Raw genomic sequence first — 20,748 nt, forward strand, 5'->3', positions numbered from 1 at the left:
TGGTTCGACCAAAAAAGTCCAGACCTAATTTTGCGGGTAAAGGGCAGGGCTAGCCCATCGCGTCGGAAGGGCTGCGCACGGAACGAATGCGTTCGCGTGCCGGGCCAGGTAGGATTGACCGTCGTCGCCGGTACCGCAGGACTACTGGCGTTTGCCGCCAATGCGCGGCTCGCTGCCGGCGAGCAGTCGCTGCAGGTTCTGCCAGTGCTTGCCGATCAATGCCATGGCGATGATGCCGATCACCAGGACCCTGCCGTCGTTGCCCCATGACAGGATGGCGTAGAGCGGCGCCGCGGCGGCGGCGACGAGTGCCGCCAGCGATGAATAACGCAGGGTGAAGGCGACCAGAAGCCAGGTGGCGAGCGTTGCCAGCCCGAGCCAGGGGTCGATCGCCAGCAGGACGCCGGCGGCGGTGGCGACACCCTTGCCGCCCCGGAAGCCGAGGAAGACCGGGTAGAGATGGCCGAAGAAGACGGCCAGCGCGACGAGACCGACCGTCAGCGGGGCGAGGCCGTGCAGCGGCGCGTAGTGGGCGGCGAGAAAGACCGCCAGCCAGCCCTTCAGCGCGTCGCCGACGAGGGTGAACAGCGCCGCACCCTTGTGCCCGCTGCGCAGGACGTTCGTTGCTCCGGGGTTTTTCGAGCCGTAGCTGCGCGGGTCGGCGAGGCCGAAGACGCGACTGGCGACGAGCGCGAAAGGAACCGAGCCGAGCAGATAGGCTGCGAGGACGGCGAGCAGGGTGAGCAGTGTCGATGGCATCGGCTGGGTGATCCCGGGTTGCCGCCTTATGGCCAGCGGCCGGAAGGCGATAGAATGCGCGCTCTGTCGCCACCTTTCCGGCAGCGCGGCGCCATGATACACCACGCCGCCGGCGCACCCACCCGAGCCTGGGCCGCATGGACATCATCTTCATCGACGAACTGCGCGCGACGACGCTGATCGGCATCTATCCGCGCGAGCAAGCCATGCCACAGACGGTCGAGATCTCGCTGCAGATCGGCACGTCCACCGCCAGTGCCGGTGCCAGCGACGACATCGGCGACACCATCGACTATGCGCGCGTTGTCGACCGCCTGCGCGCCGAACTCGCAGCCCGCCACTTCAAGCTGCTCGAGCGGCTCGCCGAGTACGTCGCGACGCTGCTGCTCGAGGACTTCGGCGCCACCTGGGTACGCGTCTCGATCGCCAAGCTGGGCATGATGCGCGGCGTCGCGCGGGTCGGCGTGGTCATCGAGCGCGGCGCGGTCGCCTGATCCGGCTCCGTCCGGCTACTCCTTCACACTCCTCGCTGGCGCAGGATCGCCCATGGTTCGAGCGACTTGTCCGAAATTAGGGTTGCCGCGCATATCGTCAGCGTACTGTAAGTAAGGTTGCGTATAAGTGCGTCCGAGAGGCCCTGCTGACGGCGGTGCTTCTTGCAATCCCACAATACTGGAGGAGACAACTCATGGAAGACCAAGGCAAGGCCTACTGGTCGGCGACGCTCAAGCTGATCTGGGGCATCCTCGCCGTTTGGGCGCTGGTGTCATTCGTCGCAGGAATCCTGCTCGCACCGCAACTGGACAGCATCAAGCTGGGTGGTTATCCGCTGGGCTTCTGGTTCGCCCAGCAGGGGTCGATCTACGTCTTCATCGCGCTGATCTTCATCTACGCGAAGATGATGGACAACATCGACCGTCGCTTCGACGTTCACGAAGACTAGGAGGCGAGTCATGGATCTGACGACTACCATCTGGCTCGTCGTTGGCGCAACCTTCGCGCTCTACATCGGCATAGCCATCTGGACCCGCGCTGGCAGCACCAGCGAGTTCTACGTCGCCGGCGGTGGCGTGCCACCGGTGATGAACGGCATGGCAACCGCCGCCGACTGGATGTCGGCGGCTTCGTTCATCTCGATGGCCGGCCTGATCTCCAACATGGGTTATGGTGGCGGCCTCTTCCTGATGGGCTGGACCGGCGGCTACGTCCTGCTGGCCGTCCTGCTGGCGCCCTACCTGCGCAAGTTCGGCAAGTTCACCGTGCCGCAGTTCATTGGCGACCGCTTCTACTCGAAGTCGGCGGCGACGGTGGCGGTCGTCTGCCTGCTGACCGCGTCGATCACCTACATCATCGGCCAGATGACCGGTGTCGGCATCGCCTTCTCGCGCTTCCTCGGCGTCTCGAGCGACACCGGCATCTATGTCGGCCAGGCGATCGTCTTCGTCTACGCAGTGTTCGGCGGCATGAAGGGGATCACCTACACGCAGGTCGCGCAGTACATCGTGCTGATCTTCGCCTACATCATCCCGGCGGTGTTCATCTCGATCCAGCTCACCGGCAACCCGATCCCGCAGTTCGGTCTGGGCGCGACGATGAGCGGCTCCGACGTCTCGCTGCTGACCCGTCTCGACTAGGTGGTCACCGAACTCGGTTTCGGCAAGTACACGACGACGACCGCCGGCAGCACGCTGAACATGTTCGTCTATACCGTGTCGCTGATGATCGGTACCGCCGGCCTGCCGCACGTCATCATGCGCTTCTTCACCGTGCCGACGGTCCATGCCGCGCGCCTTTCCGCCGGTTGGGCGCTGATCTTCATTGCGCTGCTGTACACCACCGCGCCCGCCGTGGCGGCGATGGCGCGTTACAACCTCAACGCGACGGTGACGCCTGGGATCAAGGCCAACGCCGACCTTTTCCTGCCGGAATCGAACCTCAAGGCCGAGGATCGCCCGGACTGGATGAAGCGCTGGGAGAAAACCGGCCTGCTGAAGTGGGAAGACAAGAATGCCGACGGTCGCATCCAGTATTACAACGACAAGTCGAAGAGCGCGGAATTCAAGGCCAAGGCTGACGCTGCCGGCTGGAAGGGCAACGAACTGACGGTCAACGCCGACATCATCGTGCTGGCCAATCCGGAAATCGCGCTGCTGCCGAACTGGGTGATCGCGCTCGTCGCGGCCGGCGGTCTGGCGGCTGCGCTGTCGACGGCGGCCGGCCTGCTGATGGCGATCTCGGCAGCGATCTCGCATGATCTGGTGAAGAACGTCTTCGCGCCCAACATCAGCGAGAAGGGCGAACTGCTCGCCGGCAAGATCTCGATGGCGGTGGCGATCGTCATCTCGGGCTATCTCGGCCTCAACCCGCCGGGCTTCGCTGCAGGAACGGTGGCGCTGGCCTTCGGCATCGCCGCGAGTTCGCTCTTCCCGGCGATCATGATGGGCATCTTTTCGAAGAAGATGAACAAGGATGGCGCGATGGCCGGCATGCTCGCGGGCCTGTTCATCACCCTGTTCTACGTCTTCGCGCACAAGGGGATCTTCTTCATCAAGGGAACCGAGTACCTCGACCTGATCGGTGGCGCCAACAGCTTCTTCGGCATCACTCCGGAGGCCTTCGGTGCGGTTGGCGCGCTGTTCAACTTCATCGTCGCCTTCCTGGTCGACAAGGTGACGAAGGAGCCACCGGAGCACATCCAGCACCTGGTCGAGAGTGTACGCGTGCCGCGTGGTGCGAAGGCGGTCGATGGCGCGCACTGAGCGTCGCTGAGTCGTCGTCACCGCTGTCGCCGGCACGCCGGCGGCAGCGGCAGGCCGTCCCCGCCGGTTTCACCACCGGCGGGGTTTTTTCTTGCGTTTCTGTTGGCCGGCTCGGCAGCGGCAGCCGAACGGCGGAGTGAGCGATGGATCTCAGCCTTGCCCTGACCTGGATCATGTTCCTTGGCCTCTTTCCGCTGGCCTTCTTCTGGCTGCGACGGGCGTGGCGCATCCTCTTCCGCCGCGACTACTCGGAAGTGGCGCTGAAGCGCGGCGAAGCGCCACCGAACGCCGAGCGCTACGCGCCCTACACGGCGGCGATCAACCTCGTCGCCGGTGGCGTTGCGGTGAGCGTCATCCTGCTGGTGGTGATCAGCGGCATTCCCTACGAGACGTGGACGGCGATCGCCGGCTCGACGATCTGGCTCAAATTCTTCGGCGACTTCATCGTCAGCCGGCAGGCGCGGGCAAACTGGGGCAGGACGAACAAGGGCTAGGCGGCTAGGCGGCTAGGCCCCGGCGGCGCCGCTGTCTGGCTTCAGCCGCTGGCTCGGCGGCGCGCCGCGGTGGCAGCCGGTCGCCCGCCGCTGCTCAGGCTTCCGCCGCCCGGGCCGCGAGGACGCCCGGCCGGCGGCCGACGCGTTCCTGGAAGGCTGCCAGCGCCGGCCAGCGGCCGATGTCGATGGCCACCGCACCGCCCCAGCTGAGGACGGCATAAAGGTAGGCGTCGGCGACCGTGAAGTGCTCCCCCAGCAGGTGGTTCCTGTCCTCGAGGCGGGTGGCGACATAGCCCAGCCGGGCGGCGATACTCTCCTGCAGGCTGCGCCGGTAGTCCTCGGGCGTATCGGGCCGGAACAGCGGCACAAAACTGCGGTGCAGTTCGCAACCGATGAACGCCAGCCATTCCTGCAATCGGTAGCGCGCGAGCGTGTGCGCGCGCGGCGCGAGGCCGGACTCGGGGACGCGGTCGGCGATGTATTGCAGGATCGCGGCGGTCTCGGTCAGCCGCTCGCCATCGTCGAGTTCGAGCACCGGCACGTAACCCTTGGGATTGATCGCCATGAAATCGCTGCCGTCGGCCAGTTGGTGCCGGCGAAGATCGACGCGCACGAGATCGAAATCGAGTCCCGCCTCGCGCAGCGCGATGTGCGGCGCCAGCGACGAGGTGCCGGGAGCGAAGTAGAGCTTGATGTCGAGGCTGCCGGGCAGGCGTGGCGGCGCTGCCGGCGCTTGCTCATCATCCTCGTCGACATCGGGAAGCCGGCTCAGCTCGACGCTGAGGAAGCCGCTGTTGTTGCCGTAGGCAAAGGCCGAGTCGTTGGCGAAGAAGTAGAGGAAGCCGGGCTCGCCGACCTCGATCTCGCTGCCGTTCGGCGTCGCGACCAGGCTGCTCTCGTCGTCGACGCGCGCGACGCCACCGACGGCGCTCTCGATCAGCCCGGTGAGCATGTTCTCGGTGTCGGCATTGCTGGCCTCGAGGTCGGGCCGCGGATGGATGGCGGCAACCAGCGAGAACCAGGGGCGCCTCTCCATTCGGCGACTGCCCTCGGCGAGCTGCAGGAACCACGCTTTCGACTCATAGCCGTCGGCGTCCGCCGAGACGTCCTTGTCCAGCCAGGACCCGCTGGCCTCGATGCGGTAGCGCTCGCCGACATCCACCTCGACGCCGGAAGCGTTCCACCACTTGTGCGCATAGACCGGGAAGCGCGTCGCGCCATCGATCGGCAGCTTGCGAAACGGCAGCGCTTCACGCTCGGCATGCAGCTGCTCCTCCGGCGGCGCCTCTTCGCCCCGGTAGAAGGGCGCGCATGCCGGGATGTCCTCGAGGGCCCGCGGTCGATAGTCGGCCCGCCCCTGCAGCCGCTGCAGCACGCTGGGATGGATTTCGGCGTCGTCCGGAATCCGGCGCTCCTTCGTCGGGCGCGTGCGCCAGGCCGGGCCACGGGTCTCGTCGTGCCGGTCCTGCAGGCAGTCGGGCGCCAGCGCCGGCAGCAGCCCTTCCGGCTCGAGCCGCAGGCCGGCATCAAGCGCGTTGACCTCCTGCACCATCCATTCGAGCGCGATGTCGGCGAGGCCATGGCTGTCGTAGCCGCCGCCGACATCGCCATGCGCGCCAGCAAACCAGAGCTGCCGGATGCCATCGCGATCGGCCCAGAGTGTCGGCACGAAGTCCGCCCGCCGTTCGTCGATGGCCAGTGCCTGGCGACCGTATTCGACGCGCGGACTCAACTCACGGTTGCGGAACTTCAGGAAGCGGAGCTCGTCGCGGTCGATCAGGCGCAGCCCGTTGAACAGCGGGACGCCGAGTTCACCGACGGTGTCCCAGACGCCGATCATGCGGATCGGTGTTTCGTCGTGGTGCTTCCAGAAGCGGACGCCGCGCTTCTTGCCACGGTCATCCCGGTAGATCAGCCAGACTCGCTCCGCCTCGTCGGCGGCGTCGTCGTCGTCGGCTTCGCCGGCTGCCAGCAGACCGGTGTAGGCGATGAACTCGCCGAGGCTGCGGGCAGCCCAGGCCCCGCGCGAGGTGCCGAAGAGCCAGATCTTGTCCCCCCGCTCATACACCTGCGAGATCAGCAGGTAGGCGTCGATCATGCTGTCGTGCAGGCCGATTCCCTGCGTGCCGCGCAGGATCCCTTGTGCGCGCCCGCCGCTGCCGACGCTCTCGAGATGGAAGGCGGCGAGTTGCTTGCCCGTCCTGACGAGATGCGACCGGATCGGTCCACTCTCCTCGACCTGCCGCTCCTCACCGGGCAGCATCTGGAACAACCGGTATGCGTTGGTTCGCTCGACGGGATCGTTCCAGCTTCCGTCCAGGCAAACGACGATTTCCTTGCTCATCGCCTGTCCTCCTTGTGTGCGTACCGCCCCTGGTCTGCCGGCGACCGAATCGACGCCAGGCTGTCGCCCGCCATCAACCGCGTGCGACGGCAATCAGCCGCCGCTCGGCGGCGCTGCCGGCGGGTTCGACTTCGGCAGTGAGACATCGAGCTCCCTCGCCTTGCTGTCGGAGATGATCTCGAACAGCGTCACCACCTTCTTCACGTCGCTCGTCGTACGCGCCACCTGGGCGGCAGCCTCGGCTTCACGCTGCGTGACCAGGCCCATCAGGAAGACGACCCGGGCCTCGGTGACGACCTTGACATGGATCGGGTTGAACTTGCCGGCATCGACGAAGCGGCTCTTCACGCGGGTGGTGATGTAGGAGTCGTTGCTGCGTGCCGAGAACGACGTGACGGGGCCCACGGTCAGCTCGTTGTACAGCCCCTGCACCTGGGGCACCGCATTGACGATGTTCTCGACTTCGCTCCGCAGCTGTTCGGAAGGCACTTCGCCGCTGATCAGCACCTTGCGGTTGAAGCTGGTGAAGTTGATGTGGACGTTTTCCCAGGGCTTTTCACCGACGCGCGCACTCGCCTTCCATTCGATTGACTCGTCGTCGGTCTGCGTGCCGAGCGAGCGGCGATCGAAGGCAGCCAGGGCGCCTCCGCTGGCGCCGGCGGCGACCACCGGCAGACAGCCCTGCAGCAGCAGGGGCAGCAGCGCGGCGGCCAGCAGCGCGCCCATGGCGAGCAGTCGTTTCATTCTTCAACTCCCATCAGCAGGCAATCGATGCCGTCGCAGAGACAGTGGATGACCAGCAGGTGCGTTTCCTGGATGCGGGCCGTGCGCTCGGCGGGAACGCAGATATGCACGTCGTCCTCGAGCAGCATTTCGCCGATCACGCCACCGCCCTTGCCGGTCAGCGCGACGACGCGCAACTCGTTCTCGTGCGCGACGTCGATCGCCGCGATGACGTTGGCCGAGTTGCCCGATGTCGAGATGGCGACGAGAACGTCACCGGGTTGTCCGAGCGCGCGCACCTGCTTGGCGAAGATGGCCTCGAAGCCGTAGTCGTTGGCGATCGCCGAGAGGATCGAGGTATCGGTCGTCAGGGCAATCGCCGCCAGCTCATGGCGCTCGACCTCGAAGCGTCCGACCAGTTCGGCTGCCAGGTGCTGCGCGTCGGCAGCCGAGCCGCCGTTGCCGCAGGCGAGGATCTTGCCATTGTTCAGCAGGCAGTCGACCATCGTCGCGATCGCCCGGCCGACCGGTGCCGCGAGTGATTCGCGGGCGTCGAGCTTGGTCTGGACGCTGTCGCTGAACTGCTGGCGAATACGGTCGGTCAGATCCATCGGCGGTGTTTCGCAGCGCGTAAAGGCGCCGATTCTAACATCAGAGCAGCAGGAAGACCTCCAACTTGGCGCCAGGTGGATCGTTGAAGGGAAATTCGGGCAGCTCGGGCGATTCGGTGAGCCGGGGTCCGGGCAACACCGCGACCTTTGCCGGCGCGGTGACAGCGGCGGGCGACGTGGTCGGACGCGACGTGGCGACCTGGTGGGCCAGCTGTTCCTGGGTGGCCGAGTCGAGCTGGTGCGCCCCGACGCGGCCAGCGTGGTGGTGTGGATCGAGCAGCGCGTGTCGCGGGCGACGATTGTTCTCGCCGGCTGGGGGTGCCGCGCGGCAAGCGGGAGCTGACACCAGGCTTCCTGATCACATGGACCGACATCAACAGCCTGGCAGCCGGCGTCGCCGTTGGTGGCTGATCGAGCAGAGAAGGAGAGCAGCATGCAAGCTGCCGGGCGCCCGCGTCGAAGGCGAGGCCGTCGCCCGCCATCTGCGAGCGGCCCCCCTGTTCGGCGAGCAGGCGCTCGAGGGCCGCGACAAGAAACGCCGTTCGCCGCGCATCGTGCATCTCACGGCGCACGGCTTCTTCCTCGAAGATCAGTCCCCCCGCCGCAGCGTTCGGCGAAACCGGCGACCACCTCTGGTGGCAGGAGAACCCGCTGCTGCACTCGGGCCTCGCCTTGGCCGGTGCCAACACCTTCCTGCGCGAGCACCTGGGATGTCGCCGGACTCGACCTGATCGACACCGACCTCGTCTTCCTCGCCGCCTGCGAAACCGGGCTGGGCGACGTCCAGGTCGGCGAAGGCGTCTTCGGGCTGCGCCGCGCCTTCGTCGTCGCCGGCGCGCGCACCCTGATCATGTCCTTGTGGACCCCCTGCTGGCGTATCCCGAAGAAACGCGCCCGTTCGACAACCGGTACTGCTGGACCGGCTTCATCCTGCAGGGCGGGGACGGTGCGCGCGGGCGAGTCTGACATGGTTCGAGTTCAATGGACCTCTTCCCATCACCCTGCTAGCCAGTTCTCCAGCATCAGCCCCGGCACCCGTGCGAATTCCCGCAGGTTGTTGGTGACCAGAACCAGGCCATGGGCGCGCGCCTGAGCTGCAATGTGCAGGTCGTTGACGCCGATGGGCTGGCCCAGCTTTTCCAGCGCGGCGCGGATGCTGCCGTAGTGGTAAGCCTCCCGCTCGCCATAGGGCAGGACGCTCAGGCGGCTGCAGAAATCCTCGACCACGGAAAGGTTGCGGGCCGGGTCGCTGCTTTTCTCGGCACCATGGACGAGTTCGGCGAGAGTGATGGCCGAGACGGCCAGGCGGCCGTAATGGCGGTTGAACGATGCCAAAGCCTCGATCGGACGCCGCTTGACGACGTAGATGACGATGTTGGTATCGAGCAGGTGGGTCAGCACGGGTCAAAGGCTTTCCCGAGCCGGCTGCTCCTGGGCGGCCCGTTCCGGCAGAAAATCGTCGCTCACGGTTTTTTCGCCCAGGAAGAAGCTGTCCCACGCTGCTTCGGCGGGGGCGATGATACGTTCCAGGCCGACGGCCCGCACATCGACCTTCTTGATCGAATCCGGAAAGCGCAGCTCGGCAGGCAGGCGAACCGCCTGCGTGCGATTGTTGGTGAAGACGGTGCTGGCGGGCATGGGCGGCCTCCGAGGTGCTATATACACGAAGAATATACATTGTTCGGGGCCGAGGTCAAGAATTCGGTGCCGCACTGGCGGCGGTGAAAACTTCGCCGAACTCGCGGCGACCGGCCGCCGTGTTGCGCCACAAGATGCCATGGTTCGTCTGTTGATCGATCCCGGGATGTGCTTCCTGCAGCGACTCCCATGCGAAGGTCGGGCGCCCGCCGGTTCCGGCACCGGCTTCGGCGGAATGGTCCGGGGGAACAGGGTGGGCGGCACCGTCGGATCATGTCTTCAATCAATGATTGAAGCTGTTTCGCGCAGTCCAAGGTTGCCGCTGCGGCACTCGCGCCGGATACTTTCGAGGCTGCATGCACTGCGCCGGAATCCGATGGGGGCAAAATGCCCGAAGGCTGCGGCAACGCCGGACACCGTCGTGGAACGTGCGGGAGCGGGCGGGGACGTCCGCGATTTCAATGAACTGGCGGCCAATCGAACAGGCGGCGAATCATGGATCCAATGACAGGCGCGGCAGTGGGTGGCGTGATCGGTCTCCTTGTCGCGGCGGTGATCGGTCTCGACGTCGGGGCGGTGGCCAGGCAGCTGATGCATTTCGCCAGCCGGCCAAGGCTGGAAGCACAGCTTCAGGGCGGGATGCCGATGATTCTTCGCCTTGCCTTGGCGATCGCCTGCGTGGCGCTCGTGCGCTTCGCCGGTGCGGCAGCGCCCGTTCTCGGCGACGGCGCGGTGCCGGTGGCCGGGGTGGCTCTTGGTTCGGTGATCCGCACGGCCGACGCCGAGGAGTTGCGCTTCTACGTGCTGCGCGAGCTGACCGGGCGCTACGCGGCGCAGCAGGGCATCACGGTGAGCCGTGCCGAGATCGCCCGCTACGAGCGGCAGGTGGCCGCCTTCATGAAGGCCGATGCCGCCCGGCGCGACGCCCGCCTCGCCAAGATCGAGCGCGATCTCAAGGATGCCGCCTTGCCGCCGGCGCGGCGCCAGGCGCTGGCCGCCGAAGCCGAAACGCTGCGTGCGCTGCGTGCGGGCGAAGCGCGGGAAGCAGCCGCCGGGGCGCCCACCGCGGAAGACAAGGCGGCGCGCGATGCGATCGCCGACGCCTTCATCCGGCAATGGAAGATCAACCGGGCCCTGTACGCGGCCTATGGCGGGCGCGTGGTTTTCCAGCAGGGTGGCCCCGAGCCGCTCGATGCCTACCGCAGGTTCCTCGAAGCGGCACAGGCGCGCGGCGATTTCGTGATCGCCGACCCGGCGCTGGCCGACGGTTTCTGGCGCTATTACCGCGATACCTCGCGCCACACCTTCCTGCCTGCCGGCACGGCGAGCGACCGTGCGATCAACAACCCGCCCTGGGCCGCGCGCTGAAGCCGGTCCGACCACGCTGCCGCCCCAAGGAGCGATTCGATGAAGACGTCCCGACGCATCCTCGCCGCCCTAGTATCGTTCAGCCCGGCCAGTACCCCGGTATTCGCCGGGCCGGCGCCGGGCGATCTGTCCGGGCTCAGGTACCAGAGTCTGGAGCGGGTCAACGAGCAGATGAACAGCCGCGGCTTCACCGACGGGGGCGGCTACCAGCAGGGCGAGAAGCCTTTCACAACCTGGTGGAACGAGCGCACCCGCCAGTGCGTGCAGGCGGTGACCCGGGATGGCCGCATCAGGCGTTTCGAAAGCCTGTCCGAAGGCAACTGCACCTGATTTTCGATCCGCAACCCCAACTACAAGGAGAAGTTCATGATCCGTCAATTGCTGGTCATCGTCGCCGCCACCGCGGCCACCGCGGCCACATCGGCCTACGCCGCCGTTCCGCTCTTTGCCGCCAAGTGCGGTTCGAACCTCAATGTCGACACCAATACCAAGGGCCAGATCTACATGAACGGCAAGGTCGCCAAGGTCATCAAGCGCCCGGATGGCCAGATCACCGGCAACTCGGCCGGCGCCTACGTCGATATCACGCCGAACGGCAGCGAGCCGCCAATGGTGACCTACACGGCGAAGGACAAGAGCAACGGCATGTGCGAAATCCTGTCCTTCAAGGCACCTGGAAGCACCGCTGCCCAGTTGCCGGCGGGCCGCTCCTCGCACTCCGAGCGCGCCGGACAGGGGCAGTTCGACGCCCGCGGCGACATACCCTGTTCCGAGGGCGGCGGCAGGATGCGCCAGTGCGCCTTCGAGGTCGCTCGCGAGCCCGGCGGTGGCGCTTCGGTCAAGGTCTCGCTGCCGAGCGGCAAGACGCGCTTCATCTTCTTCGAGAAGGGCAAGGCCATCTCCGCCGATCTCAGCCAGGCCGACGGCGACATGAGCTTCCGCGCCAGCAAGCAGGGTGACGTGTTCAAGATCCAGGCTGGCAAGGAGCGCTACGAGATCCCGGAAGCCGTGGTTTTCGGGGGCTGAGGCACGCCCGGTCAGCAGGTCCTCGCGGCGGGAGCGTCACTCCCGCCGCAGCAGGAATTTTTCGACATCGATGGATTTCCCCGAGCGCCTGCGCCACAACCTGCCGCTGGCGGGCTTCGACGGCGCCACGCTTTTCGGCGGCAGCGAGCGGGGCTACACCGATTACCCGGCCCATGCGGCCGGATCCTGACCCGCAACATGCATGGAGAAACAGGATGTTGGACATCGTCGAGGTGGCGCCGGACGAGGGGCCAGGCCTGCGCGCAAACGGGTTAACCAGTTCCGTCATCGTTGCGCTCGGCTACTGCCCGGCCGACGAATTCAACGCGTCGCTGCCGAAATCGCGCCTGCCGGGCGAGACGGTAATTACCCACCTTTGATGTCAAGGAGGTGATGATGACGAGGTTTCTCGCGCTGGCGACCGTGCTGCTTGCCGGCATCGCCCAGGCGGACGGCAACCCTTTCGCCGGTACCACCTGGCAGCTGCTTTCCATCCAGTCGATGGACGACGCGCAAGGCACCACCAAGGTGGGCGATCCTGGCCATTTCACGCTCGAGTTCGGGCGCGATGGCCGCGTCGCCTTCCGCCTCGACTGCAATCGCGGCACCGGCGACTATACGGTGAAGCCGGCAAGCGACGGAGCCACCGGAACGATCAGCTTCGGCCCCATCGCCGCGACGCGCGCCCTGTGCCCGCCGCCGCATCTCGACGAGCGGATCGCGCGCGACATGGCCCATGTGCGCGGCTACCTGCTCAAGGACGGCAAGCTCTACCTCACGCTGATGGCCGACGGCGGCATCTACGAGTGGGCGCCGGTGCACACGGCGGGCACCGAACAGGACAAGGATCGCGTCGTCAAGCCGGTGCGCTTCACCAAGGGTACGAGCGAGGCCGTGATCCGCGACCGCATCGTCGGCCGCCAGTATGTCGACTATCAGTTGCGGGCCGCTGCCGGCCAGCGCATGACGGTGAACCTCAAGGGCAGCAACGGCGCCAACTACTTCAACCTGCTGCCGCCGGACTCGCCGCATGCGGCGATGGCCGTCGGCGAACTGAACGGCAACCGCTTCGACGGCCTGCTGCCGGATGATGGCGTCTATACCATCCGGGTATTCCTGCTGCGCTCGGCGGGCCGCCGCAACGAGGTCAGCGACTACACGCTGTCGGTGGGCATCACCGGGTCGCCGCTCAAGCCCGTGGCGGCCAGGGCCGATGCGGTGTTTCCGGGCACACCCTACCACGCTCGCACGACGACGAAATGCGAACCGCTGTATGCGAAGGCGCGCGAGTGCGAGGCCTGGGTCGTGCGGCGCGGCTTCGATGGCACGGCAACGGTCGAGCTGCGCTGGCCAAGCGAAGGCAACCAGGAAATGAAGCGACGCATCCTCTTCGTCAAGGGCGAGCCGAAGGCGGCCGACGTGCCGCAGCCGATGAGCTTCACGCGCAACGAACGCGGCTGGCGGGTGAGCTTCAATGGCGACGAGCACTTCGACATCCCCGAGCCGCTGGTGTATGGCGGCTGAATCCATCTCGCCGTCGCCGGGCAGGCCCCCGCGGCCGACGCTGGCGCTTGTGGTCGCAGCCGAAGACCGCCCGAGCCGATGCCGGCGAAACTCCTTCTTCATCCCTGGGCCGAACACGCCTGCCTCCAGCGCGTACGCGCCAGCAGCGTGCCGGGAGCGCACGGCATCCGCTCCGAATTCGCGCAAGCCAACACGCTGGTCACGATCGGCGACAACGTCGGGGGCCCTTATCGCTGCCTGTCCTCGAACGATGGTGTCGTCGCGGATTTCTCGCTCCTCTGTCTCGCTTGCCGTCATGTCCTGTCAGAGCCTGGAACATTCTCGGCCGTGGCGCTGGATCTCGTGTCCTTGTCAGAGCAGCAGGAAGACCTCGAACTCGATCCGGCGCCAGGGATCGGGGTCCTGCCGCATTCTCGACACCCGCGCCTCGAGTCGCTCGCCGGCGTCGAGGGCGCGCGCGACGGCGCGGTTCTCGGCGCGCGGAACGTAGCCGAGCTGCTGACCGTTCCAGTCGACGCGCACCGCGTTGCGGTCGTGCCGGTTGTCGGTCTCGCGGACCAGCGTCAGCCGGTCACCGGTCCGGATCTGCGACCAGAGCGCGTTGGCGGCGTAGTACTGGCTGCCGGCCAGCGGCGAACTCTGCACCAGGATGCGGACCGCCTCGCCACTCCGCAGCGGCGGCGCGGGCAGGGTGAGGGCGATGGCCAGCGCGACGGCCGGGCTAAGGCGCGGCAAAGGCATCCGGGATCCACTCGATGGCGGCGGTGGACAGGCCGTCGAGCAGGATGCAGTCGAAGCGGCAGTCGCAGTCGCCGCCACCGTGCAGGGCCAGGTAATGCTCGGCGGCAAGGACGATCCGCCGCTGCTTGGCAGTCGTGATGCTGGCGCCGGCACCGCCGTAGCTGGCGTTGCGGCGCAGCCGCACCTCGACGAAAACGATCGTCCGGCCATCGCGGCAGACCAGGTCGACCTCGCCGCCGCGGCAACGGAAGTTGCGCTGCAGGATGCCCATCCCGCGCGCCGCGAGGAAGCGCGCCGCCAGTTCCTCGGCGGCGTCGCCGTCCCTGCTGGCGCTTCCGCCGGGTCCGGGCGTGTTATCTTTGCCGCTCACTACCTGTCGACTCCGATGACGAACGAATCCGCCGCATTATATTTGGTGCCGACGCCACTGGGCCATCTCGGCGACATGACGCAGCGCGCCGTCGACGTCCTGCGCCAGGTGCACTGGGTGGCCGCCGAGGACACGCGGCACACGGCGCCGCTGCTGCGCCAGCATGGCTGCAACGCCCGCCTGCTGGCGGCGCATCGGCACAACGAGGAGGCGGCGGCGCAGCGCGTCGTCGGGCTGCTCGATGCCGGCGAGTCGGTGGCGGTCGTCGTCGATGCCGGCACGCCGGGCATCTCGGACCCGGGCGCCAGGCTGGTGGCGCGCGTACGCGCTGCCGGGCATCGCATCATCCCGCTGCCCGGGCCCTGTGCCGCGATCGTCGCGCTGTCGGCGGCCGGGCTGAGCGAGGCGCAGTTCCTCTTCTATGGCTTCCTCCCGGCCAGGTCCGGGCAACGCGCGCAGGCGCTGCGCGAAATCGCCGAGCTGCCGTACGCACTGGTCTTCTACGAAGCGCCGCATCGCATCGTCGAAACGGTCGCGGACTTGCTGGCGGCCTTCGGCGGGCAGCGGACGCTCGTGCTGGCGCGCGAACTGACCAAGCTGTTCGAGAGCATCCATTCCTGTCCCCTGGGTGAGGCGCCGGAATGGCTCCTGGCCGACGCCAATCGCCAGCGCGGCGAGTTCGTGCTCGTCGTTTCGGGCGCGCCGGCGGTCGCGGCCAGCGGCGAAGGCGGGCGCGTGCTGCGACTGCTGCTCGCCGACGGGCTGCCGCCGAGCCAGGCGACGCGACTGGCGCACGCGATCACCGGCGCCGGCAGGAAAGCCCTCTATCAGGAAGCGTTGTCTTGGCAGGCAGCCGCCACCTCCACCAGGCAGTCATAGAAGGTCGCGCCGCCGCCCATGTCGGTCAGCGCCTGGCTGGTCACCTCGTTGCAGTTCCGCCCGTCGGGTGAGAGCTTGCGCCACCAGATCGAGGTCGCGACGACGACGCCCGGTCGCGCCCGGTCGCTGACCACGGCCCGGGCGGCGAACTCGCCGCGCCGGTTGAAGATGCGCACCTCGCTGCCGTCGGCAATCGCCCGCGCGGCGGCGTCGCCCGTGTTGATCAGGACGCTCGGCGATCGTTCCTGCGCCAGGAAACGTGGCGAGTTGGCAAAGCTGGTGTTCAGGAAGTTGCGTGCCGGCGGCGTCAGCAGGGCCAGCGGGAAGTCCCGTGCCAATGGGCTGCGCCGCCATTCGCGCGGCGCGATGAAGTCGGGCAGCGGGTCGAGGCCCTGGTCGGCGAGCATCCGGCTGAAGAACTCGCACTTTCCCGACGGTGTCGGGAAGCCGCCGTCGGCGAACGGCGCGTAGGGCTGCGGCAGCCGCAGGCGGGCGTGCCCGTCGCGCACGAGCTGCTCCCACGACAGGCCGGCAAGGCGCGGGTCGCTCCAGTCGAAGGCCTGGCGGCAGAGATCCTCGTCGCTGTCGGCGAAACACGACTCGGTGAAACCCATCCGCGATGCCAGGCGACGAAACAGCTCGGTGTTGGGCAGCGCCTCGCCGAGCGGGGCGATCGCCGGCTGGTTGAGCTGGATGTACAGATGGCCGTAGGACTTGTGGATGTCCAGCTGTTCCATGTGGCTGCTCGCCGGCAGCAGGATGTCGGCATAGTCGGCGGTGTCGGTCTGGAAGAGGTCGTGTACGACGGTGAACAGGTCGTCGCGGGCGAACCCGCGCACCACCTCGCGCGACTGCGGGGCGACTGCCAGCGGGTTGCTGTTGTAGACGAAGATCGCCTGGATCGGCGGCCGCGCGTGCAGCAGGTCGTGGCCGATGGTGCTCATGTTGATGACGCGCGGCGACGGCTGCGGCATCAGGTCGGGTCTTTCGAGCGCCGCCGTATCGACCGGATAGTTGCCCGAGGTGGACAGCAGGACGCCGCCGGCGGGGTCGCGCCAGGCACCGGTCAGTGCCGGCAGGCAGGCGATCGTGCGCAGCGCCATGCCGCCGCCGGCGGTGCGGTTGATGCCGTAGTTGCAGCGGATCGCCGCTGGTCGCGTGCGGCCATAGGCGTGTGCCAGTTGTTCGACGATCGGCGCGTCGATGCCGCAGATTTCGGCCACGAGTTCTGGCGGGAAGGCCCGTACCCGCTCGGCGAGCGCCGCGAAGCCGAGCGTGTGGCGGGCGATGTAGTCGTGGTCGAGGAGGTCGTCGCGGATCAGCACGTGCATCAGGCCGAGCGCCAGCGCGGCGTCGGTTCCCGGCAGCAGGGCGATGTGCTGGTCGCAGCGGTCGGCGGTGACCGTCCGGCAGGGATCGATCGCGACCAGGCGCGCTCCGCGCCGCCTGGCTTCCTGCGCCAGGCGCCAGAAATGCAGGTTGGAGACGACGCTGTTGCTTCCCCAGAGCAGGATCAGACGCGCATCGACGACATTCTCGGGGTCGAAGCCGATGCTCGCGCCGACCGTCGCGCGGTAGCCCATGGCGCCGGCGCTGGCGCAGATCGTCCGGTCGAGCTGCGCGGCGCCGAGGCGGTGGAAGAAACGGCGGTCGAGCGAACCATAGCCGAGCAGCCCCGAGTTGCCGGCGTAGCTGTAGGGGACGATCGACTCGGCGCCATGGCTGGCGACGATGCTGCGGAAACGGTTGGCGATGGTGTCCAGCGCCTCGTCCCAGGTGATGCGTTCGAAGCGGGCTCCCGGCCCCTTCGCGCCGAACCGCCGCAGCGGGTGCAGCAGGCGCTGCGGGTGATGGATGCGCTCGGGGTAGTGCGCCACCTTGGTGCACAGCACGCCGGCGGTCGGCGGGTGATCGGCCGCGCCGGCAACCTTCAGCACGCGGCCCTGGCCGACCGTGACCTCGAGCGCGCAGGTGTCCGGGCAGTCATGCGGGCAGGCGCCACGTATCGTGTGGCTGACGGCGTCTTCGGCAACCGGTTGCGCCATGGTCGGGTGTCCTCCGGCAGGGGATGGGTTGGCGACGGCGACACGATAACAGGTTGCCGGCTGGCTGGGCACGCGTCAATCGACCAGCGCCTTCACCAGCGCATCCTTCGCGTCCTGGTGGAACTCGACAACCGCCGCAATGATCCCTTCGCGACCCGTGTCGCCGTCTGCGCGCAGCCCGGCGAGCAACGGCGCCATAGGCCTTGCGCGGTTGACGCCGGCTTGTATCGATGCGTATGCGGTATTACGATTTACGTATCGATCAACCATTGAGTGGTTTTTGCCGGGGGCCGCCATGCACACCGTCACCGTTTCGCCGAAATTCCAGATCGTCATTCCGCCGGCCATCCGGGAAAGATTGCACATCGAGGCCGGCCGCAAGCTGCAGGTCGTGGCTTACGACAACCGGATCGAGTTGCTGCCGGTCGAACCGCCGCAGAGTCTGCGCGGTTTTCTTTCCGGGATCGATGCCACGGTGCCGCGCGAGGACGACCGGGTATGAAAGTCGTGCCGAAGGCGAATGTCGTCGATTCCTGCGGCTGGCTGGAGTACTTTGCCGACGGTGCCAACGCCGCGTTCTTTGCGCCGGCCATCGAAGCGACGGACAAGCTGTTCGTGCCGTCGCTCAGTCTGTTCGAGGTCTTCAAACGCATCCTGCAGCAGCGCAGCGAGCACGATGCGCTGCGCGCCATCGGACTGATGCGGCAGGCGCGGGTGGTCGATCTCGACGACTCGCTGGCCCTGAGTGCCGCGCGCTTGGCGGTCGATGCGCGGCTGGCGCTGGCCGACAGCATCATCCTGTGCACGGCGCGGCAGCTTGGCGCGACCCTGTGGACCCAGGATGCCCATTTTGCAGGCCAGGAGGGAGTCCGCTACGTTCCCTGCCGGGGGTAGTCCGGGCGGCTTCGGCTTGTTGCCGGGGCGGGGTGATCGGCTGGACGGTGGGCATACCATTCCCTGCTGCATTGCAGCATAATATCGCCTGCAGGCGAGTCGCCGGCGCGCGGCGGTGGCGATCCTTCGGCATCTTCCGGCGCTGCCACCGGAGATCATTGCGGACCTCATGCGGAGGACGATCATGCATTTCGAAACACCTCTGGAGTACCTCGAAAGCCGGACCTACGACGAGATCAACGTCGGTGACACCTCCTCGCTGATCCGCACCCTGCGTCCCGACGATGTCAAGCTCTTCGCATTGATGTCGGGCGACATGAACCCGGCGCTGGCGACAGCCGAGTTCCGGCACAGCGGTCTGTTCCGCGATTTCATCGCGCATGGCATGTGGAGCGCCTCGCTGCTGTCGACGACGATCGGCACGCAGTTCCCCGGACCGGGAACGATCCTCATCGAATCGACGCTGCGTTTCGCCCGCCCGGTGACGATCGGCGACACGCTGACGGTGACGGTGACGGTGCGGCAGAAGTTCGCGCACAACCAACACATCATCCTCGACTGCGCCTGTTTCAACCAGGACAGGCTGCTCGTCGTCTCGGGCAGCGCCGAGGTTCTGGCGCCAGCCGAGAAAATCCGGACGAAGCGCGTGGCGATGCCGGAGATCACCATCTCCGACAAGTACGCCCGCCTGCAGGCGCTGGTGCAGCGTGCCGAGGGTCTGGCGGCGATCGACATGGCGGTGGTGCATCCCTGCGACCGCGAGTCGCTCAAGGGCGCCCTGCTGGCTGCCGAGGCGCGGCTGATCGAACCGATCCTGATCGGGCCGGAGGCGAAGATTCGCGCGGTGGCCGAGGAGAACGGCTTCGATCTGGCGCAGCACCGCATCGTCAACGTCAAGCACAGTCACGACGCGGCGGCGATGGCGGTGACACTGATCCGCAGCGGCGATGCCGAGGCGCTGATGAAGGGCAGCCTGCACACCGACGAACTGATGGCCGAGGTGATCTCGCGCAGCGCCGGCCTGCGTACCGAGCGCCGCATCAGCCACGTCTTCCTGATGGACGTGCCGACCTATCCGCGGCCGATCATGATCACCGATGCGGCGATCAACATCGCGCCGACACTGCCGGAAAAGGTCGACATCATCCAGAACGCGATCGAACTGGCGCACATCATCGGCACGCCGGAACCCAAGGTGGCGATCCTCTCGGCAGTGGAGACCGTCAGCCCGAAGATCCAGTCCACGCTCGATGCCGCCGCGCTGTGCAAGATGGCCGATCGCGGGCAGATCCGGGGCGGGTTGCTCGACGGGCCGCTGGCCTTCGACAACGCGGTTTCGCTGGTCGCCGCGAAGACGAAGGGAATCACCTCGGCGGTCGCCGGTCGCGCAGACATCCTCGTCGTGCCCGACCTCGAATCCGGCAACATGATCGCCAAGCAGCTCGAGTACCTGGCCAACGCGCTCAGTTCCGGCATCGTCCTCGGCGCGCGCGTGCCGATCGTCCTCACCAGTCGGGCCGACACCGCGGAGACGCGCATCGCCTCCTGCGTCATTGCCTCGCTGATCGCGCACGCCAACCGCGAGCGCCAGAAGCCCGCCTGAACACGTGCGCCGTCGGCAGTGCCGGTCGGCAGCGGGCGGTCAGTGGCGGCGGGTCGTGCTGCCGGCTGGCCGCGCGTCGCCGGAACGGCTGCCGTCCACGGCCCCGGGGAGATGCCTGCACGGCTTTCCCAAGGCGCTGCCCGTGCGGCTGTGGATAACTATATATAGTAATTTTCTTGCCCATCGGCACTATATGTAGTATCTTTACGTCCGTGACGCCCCGCTGGGCGAAAGCGCGACCGGGACCACATGCGGCAGCTCCGGTGCGCTCCTGCACGCGACGACGGCAGGTCGCCGGGGTCAGCACAGGCAGCATCGGCTGCCGAATCCTCCAGCCATCAGACAACCAAGGGACCAAGACCATGAGCCAGCTCACTTACCAGTTACCCCTGTCGGCGATCGCCGAGGCACCGGCGATCGTGCCGCTTGCCGAGCAGGAGATTTCGGGCGAGGTGCTGGTCGAGAAGTATGCCAAGGGCAGCGAGGCGACGGTGCACGACGTGCGCCGGCGCGTCGCCTTCGCGCTCGCCGCCAACGAGGAGGAGAAGCAGCGCGCGCACTGGGAGGCGCGCTTCCTGTGGGCGCAGGAGAACGGTTTTGTCCCCGCCGGACGGATCAACTCGGCTGCCGGCACGACGCTCGCGGCGACGCTGATCAACTGCTTCGTGCAGCCGATCGGTGACTCGGTGGTCGAGATCGTCGACGGCAAGCCGGGCATCTACAGCGCCCTCGCCGAGGCTGCGGAGACCATGCGCCGCGGCGGTGGCGTCGGCTACGACTTCTCGTCGATCCGGCCGATCGGTGCCCTGGTCAAGGGAACGCAGTCGCGTGCCTCGGGGCCGGTGTCGTACATGCGCGTCTTCGACCGCTCGTGCGAGACCGTCGAGTCGGCCGGCGCCCGTCGCGGTGCGCAGATGGGCGTGCTGCGCTGCGACCACCCGGACATCGAGGTCTTCATCCACGCCAAGGA

Annotated in this window: 24 protein-coding genes and 3 pseudogenes; 15 read left to right on the plus strand and 12 right to left on the minus strand. The window is 67.2% G+C overall.

The genetic code is table 11. The features are described 5' to 3' along the window. Positions 1–141 precede the first annotated feature (141 nt). Positions 142–759: a glycerol-3-phosphate 1-O-acyltransferase PlsY gene (gene plsY / locus NFW30_RS10345; RefSeq protein WP_295355778.1), complete on the minus strand. Its 618-nt coding sequence runs from the start codon at positions 757–759 to the stop codon at positions 142–144. Between the two features lie 137 nt (positions 760–896). Here plsY and NFW30_RS10350 point away from each other — a divergent pair, with 137 nt between their 5' ends. The 4 genes and pseudogenes from NFW30_RS10350 to NFW30_RS10365 all read left to right on the plus strand — a co-directional run bounded on the left by NFW30_RS10350 (position 897) and on the right by NFW30_RS10365 (position 4,012). Beyond that, the gene (locus NFW30_RS10350) at positions 897–1,253 is read left to right on the plus strand and encodes a dihydroneopterin aldolase (RefSeq protein ID WP_295355777.1); all 357 of its coding nucleotides are present in this window, start codon (positions 897–899) and stop codon (positions 1,251–1,253) included. A 194-nt stretch (positions 1,254–1,447) separates the two neighbouring features. Beyond that, complete coding sequence (locus NFW30_RS10355) at positions 1,448–1,702, plus strand: DUF4212 domain-containing protein (RefSeq protein WP_295355776.1); 255 nt, start codon at positions 1,448–1,450, stop codon at positions 1,700–1,702. 10 nt (positions 1,703–1,712) lie between these two features. After that, positions 1,713–3,518 (plus strand): annotated as a pseudogene (locus NFW30_RS10360) (sodium:solute symporter family protein). Positions 3,519–3,661: 143 nt separating this feature from the next. Further along, positions 3,662–4,012, plus strand: a complete 351-nt coding sequence (locus NFW30_RS10365; protein WP_295355775.1) for a hypothetical protein — start codon at positions 3,662–3,664, stop codon at positions 4,010–4,012. 94 nt (positions 4,013–4,106) lie between these two features. On the opposite strand, the gene gstA is transcribed toward NFW30_RS10365, so the two are convergent. The 5 genes and pseudogenes from gstA to NFW30_RS10390 all read right to left on the minus strand — a co-directional run bounded on the left by gstA (position 4,107) and on the right by NFW30_RS10390 (position 8,036). Continuing rightward, entirely contained in the window at positions 4,107–4,706 is a 600-nt protein-coding gene (gene gstA / locus NFW30_RS10370) for a glutathione transferase GstA (protein WP_295355780.1), read from the minus strand. 858 nt (positions 4,707–5,564) lie between these two features. After that, positions 5,565–6,356 (minus strand): annotated as a pseudogene (locus NFW30_RS10375) (DUF2235 domain-containing protein); the annotation flags it as partial. Between the two features lie 93 nt (positions 6,357–6,449). Further along, positions 6,450–7,100: a BON domain-containing protein gene (locus NFW30_RS10380; RefSeq protein WP_295355774.1), complete on the minus strand. Its 651-nt coding sequence runs from the start codon at positions 7,098–7,100 to the stop codon at positions 6,450–6,452. After that, the gene (locus tag NFW30_RS10385) at positions 7,097–7,690 is read right to left on the minus strand and encodes a phosphoheptose isomerase (protein WP_295355773.1); all 594 of its coding nucleotides are present in this window, start codon (positions 7,688–7,690) and stop codon (positions 7,097–7,099) included. Before NFW30_RS10385 ends, NFW30_RS10380 begins: the two co-directional genes overlap by 4 nt. Positions 7,691–7,730: 40 nt before the next feature. Then, positions 7,731–8,036, minus strand: a complete 306-nt coding sequence (locus tag NFW30_RS10390; RefSeq protein ID WP_295355770.1) for a hypothetical protein — start codon at positions 8,034–8,036, stop codon at positions 7,731–7,733. Positions 8,037–8,123: 87 nt separating this feature from the next. Here NFW30_RS10390 and NFW30_RS20055 point away from each other — a divergent pair, with 87 nt between their 5' ends. Next, positions 8,124–8,783, plus strand: coding sequence for a CHAT domain-containing protein (locus tag NFW30_RS20055; RefSeq protein WP_363322088.1), 660 nt, complete (start codon positions 8,124–8,126; stop codon positions 8,781–8,783). On the opposite strand, the gene NFW30_RS10395 is transcribed toward NFW30_RS20055, so the two are convergent. Both NFW30_RS10395 and vapB read right to left on the minus strand, forming a co-directional pair. Continuing rightward, positions 8,687–9,091 (minus strand): PIN domain-containing protein, encoded by a 405-nt coding sequence (locus NFW30_RS10395; RefSeq protein ID WP_295355768.1) that lies wholly within the window; start codon positions 9,089–9,091, stop codon positions 8,687–8,689. The two genes, NFW30_RS20055 and NFW30_RS10395, sit on opposite strands and share 97 nt — an antisense overlap. A 3-nt stretch (positions 9,092–9,094) precedes the next feature. Further along, positions 9,095–9,328 carry a type II toxin-antitoxin system VapB family antitoxin gene (gene vapB / locus NFW30_RS10400; RefSeq protein ID WP_295355766.1) on the minus strand — a complete coding sequence of 78 codons (234 nt, stop codon included), beginning with the start codon at positions 9,326–9,328 and terminating at the stop codon, positions 9,095–9,097. A gap of 495 nt (positions 9,329–9,823) precedes the next feature. Here vapB and NFW30_RS10405 point away from each other — a divergent pair, with 495 nt between their 5' ends. From NFW30_RS10405 to NFW30_RS10425, 5 genes and pseudogenes are all read left to right on the plus strand, one after another. Then, complete coding sequence (locus NFW30_RS10405; RefSeq protein WP_295355764.1) at positions 9,824–10,696, plus strand: hypothetical protein; 873 nt, start codon at positions 9,824–9,826, stop codon at positions 10,694–10,696. 39 nt (positions 10,697–10,735) lie between these two features. Continuing rightward, a complete protein-coding gene (locus NFW30_RS10410) occupies positions 10,736–11,026 on the plus strand; it encodes a hypothetical protein (RefSeq protein WP_295355763.1) in 291 nt (96 codons plus the stop codon). Positions 11,027–11,062: 36 nt separating this feature from the next. Next, positions 11,063–11,722, plus strand: coding sequence for a hypothetical protein (locus NFW30_RS10415; RefSeq protein WP_295355761.1), 660 nt, complete (start codon positions 11,063–11,065; stop codon positions 11,720–11,722). 242 nt (positions 11,723–11,964) lie between these two features. Then, positions 11,965–12,102: pseudogene (locus NFW30_RS10420) on the plus strand (NAD(P)H nitroreductase); the annotation flags it as partial. A gap of 16 nt (positions 12,103–12,118) precedes the next feature. Further along, the gene (locus tag NFW30_RS10425) at positions 12,119–13,246 is read left to right on the plus strand and encodes an META domain-containing protein (protein WP_295355759.1); all 1,128 of its coding nucleotides are present in this window, start codon (positions 12,119–12,121) and stop codon (positions 13,244–13,246) included. A 351-nt stretch (positions 13,247–13,597) separates the two neighbouring features. On the opposite strand, the gene NFW30_RS10430 is transcribed toward NFW30_RS10425, so the two are convergent. Further along, complete coding sequence (locus NFW30_RS10430; protein ID WP_295372056.1) at positions 13,598–13,987, minus strand: HIRAN domain-containing protein; 390 nt, start codon at positions 13,985–13,987, stop codon at positions 13,598–13,600. Continuing rightward, positions 13,968–14,258 carry a YraN family protein gene (locus tag NFW30_RS10435; protein ID WP_295355488.1) on the minus strand — a complete coding sequence of 97 codons (291 nt, stop codon included), beginning with the start codon at positions 14,256–14,258 and terminating at the stop codon, positions 13,968–13,970. Before NFW30_RS10435 ends, NFW30_RS10430 begins: the two co-directional genes overlap by 20 nt. Positions 14,259–14,372: 114 nt before the next feature. On the opposite strand from NFW30_RS10435, the gene rsmI reads away from it, so the two are divergent. Further along, positions 14,373–15,236, plus strand: a complete 864-nt coding sequence (gene rsmI, locus NFW30_RS10440; RefSeq protein ID WP_295355483.1) for a 16S rRNA (cytidine(1402)-2'-O)-methyltransferase — start codon at positions 14,373–14,375, stop codon at positions 15,234–15,236. Here the strand turns inward: rsmI and NFW30_RS10445 are convergent. Both NFW30_RS10445 and NFW30_RS10450 read right to left on the minus strand, forming a co-directional pair. Further along, positions 15,185–17,281, minus strand: coding sequence for a molybdopterin oxidoreductase family protein (locus NFW30_RS10445; protein ID WP_295355481.1), 2,097 nt, complete (start codon positions 17,279–17,281; stop codon positions 15,185–15,187). The two genes, rsmI and NFW30_RS10445, sit on opposite strands and share 52 nt — an antisense overlap. 75 nt (positions 17,282–17,356) lie before the next feature. Then, a complete protein-coding gene (locus NFW30_RS10450; protein WP_295355489.1) occupies positions 17,357–17,617 on the minus strand; it encodes a hypothetical protein in 261 nt (86 codons plus the stop codon). Here NFW30_RS10450 and NFW30_RS10455 point away from each other — a divergent pair. The 4 genes from NFW30_RS10455 to NFW30_RS10470 all read left to right on the plus strand — a co-directional run. Next, entirely contained in the window at positions 17,577–17,783 is a 207-nt protein-coding gene (locus NFW30_RS10455) for an AbrB/MazE/SpoVT family DNA-binding domain-containing protein (RefSeq protein ID WP_295355479.1), read from the plus strand. The two genes, NFW30_RS10450 and NFW30_RS10455, sit on opposite strands and share 41 nt — an antisense overlap. Continuing rightward, positions 17,780–18,175 (plus strand): type II toxin-antitoxin system VapC family toxin, encoded by a 396-nt coding sequence (locus tag NFW30_RS10460; protein WP_295355477.1) that lies wholly within the window; start codon positions 17,780–17,782, stop codon positions 18,173–18,175. The genes NFW30_RS10455 and NFW30_RS10460 overlap by 4 nt, the downstream gene beginning before the upstream one ends. A 184-nt stretch (positions 18,176–18,359) precedes the next feature. Further along, entirely contained in the window at positions 18,360–19,778 is a 1,419-nt protein-coding gene (locus tag NFW30_RS10465; protein ID WP_295355475.1) for a bifunctional enoyl-CoA hydratase/phosphate acetyltransferase, read from the plus strand. Between the two features lie 362 nt (positions 19,779–20,140). Further along, positions 20,141–20,748: ribonucleotide reductase N-terminal alpha domain-containing protein (locus NFW30_RS10470; RefSeq protein ID WP_363322089.1), on the plus strand; the 608-nt coding region annotated here is incomplete at its 3' end.

Source organism: Accumulibacter sp. (assembly GCF_023806635.1).
Lineage (GTDB): Bacteria > Pseudomonadota > Gammaproteobacteria > Burkholderiales > Rhodocyclaceae > Accumulibacter.

What these genes read in the sequence shown, in the direction of transcription:
- NFW30_RS10355 (WP_295355776.1), top strand. Translation starts at nt 1,448, where the DNA reads ATGGAAGACCAAGGCAAGGCCTACTGGTCGGCGACGCTCAAGCTGATC.
- rsmI (WP_295355483.1), top strand. Translation starts at nt 14,373, where the DNA reads ATGACGAACGAATCCGCCGCATTATATTTGGTGCCGACGCCACTGGGC.
- NFW30_RS10435 (WP_295355488.1), bottom strand. Translation starts at nt 14,258, where the DNA reads ATGGGCATCCTGCAGCGCAACTTCCGTTGCCGCGGCGGCGAGGTCGAC.
- plsY (WP_295355778.1), bottom strand. Translation starts at nt 759, where the DNA reads ATGCCATCGACACTGCTCACCCTGCTCGCCGTCCTCGCAGCCTATCTG.
- NFW30_RS10385 (WP_295355773.1), bottom strand. Translation starts at nt 7,690, where the DNA reads ATGGATCTGACCGACCGTATTCGCCAGCAGTTCAGCGACAGCGTCCAG.
- NFW30_RS10455 (WP_295355479.1), top strand. Translation starts at nt 17,577, where the DNA reads ATGCACACCGTCACCGTTTCGCCGAAATTCCAGATCGTCATTCCGCCG.
- NFW30_RS10410 (WP_295355763.1), top strand. Translation starts at nt 10,736, where the DNA reads ATGAAGACGTCCCGACGCATCCTCGCCGCCCTAGTATCGTTCAGCCCG.
- NFW30_RS10405 (WP_295355764.1), top strand. Translation starts at nt 9,824, where the DNA reads ATGGATCCAATGACAGGCGCGGCAGTGGGTGGCGTGATCGGTCTCCTT.
- vapB (WP_295355766.1), bottom strand. Translation starts at nt 9,328, where the DNA reads ATGCCCGCCAGCACCGTCTTCACCAACAATCGCACGCAGGCGGTTCGC.
- NFW30_RS10365 (WP_295355775.1), top strand. Translation starts at nt 3,662, where the DNA reads ATGGATCTCAGCCTTGCCCTGACCTGGATCATGTTCCTTGGCCTCTTT.
- NFW30_RS10460 (WP_295355477.1), top strand. Translation starts at nt 17,780, where the DNA reads ATGAAAGTCGTGCCGAAGGCGAATGTCGTCGATTCCTGCGGCTGGCTG.
- NFW30_RS10350 (WP_295355777.1), top strand. Translation starts at nt 897, where the DNA reads ATGGACATCATCTTCATCGACGAACTGCGCGCGACGACGCTGATCGGC.
- NFW30_RS10380 (WP_295355774.1), bottom strand. Translation starts at nt 7,100, where the DNA reads ATGAAACGACTGCTCGCCATGGGCGCGCTGCTGGCCGCCGCGCTGCTG.
- NFW30_RS10450 (WP_295355489.1), bottom strand. Translation starts at nt 17,617, where the DNA reads ATGACGATCTGGAATTTCGGCGAAACGGTGACGGTGTGCATGGCGGCC.
- NFW30_RS10430 (WP_295372056.1), bottom strand. Translation starts at nt 13,987, where the DNA reads ATGCCTTTGCCGCGCCTTAGCCCGGCCGTCGCGCTGGCCATCGCCCTC.
- NFW30_RS10415 (WP_295355761.1), top strand. Translation starts at nt 11,063, where the DNA reads ATGATCCGTCAATTGCTGGTCATCGTCGCCGCCACCGCGGCCACCGCG.
- NFW30_RS10425 (WP_295355759.1), top strand. Translation starts at nt 12,119, where the DNA reads ATGACGAGGTTTCTCGCGCTGGCGACCGTGCTGCTTGCCGGCATCGCC.
- NFW30_RS20055 (WP_363322088.1), top strand. Translation starts at nt 8,124, where the DNA reads ATGCAAGCTGCCGGGCGCCCGCGTCGAAGGCGAGGCCGTCGCCCGCCA.
- NFW30_RS10465 (WP_295355475.1), top strand. Translation starts at nt 18,360, where the DNA reads ATGCATTTCGAAACACCTCTGGAGTACCTCGAAAGCCGGACCTACGAC.
- NFW30_RS10445 (WP_295355481.1), bottom strand. Translation starts at nt 17,281, where the DNA reads ATGGCGCAACCGGTTGCCGAAGACGCCGTCAGCCACACGATACGTGGC.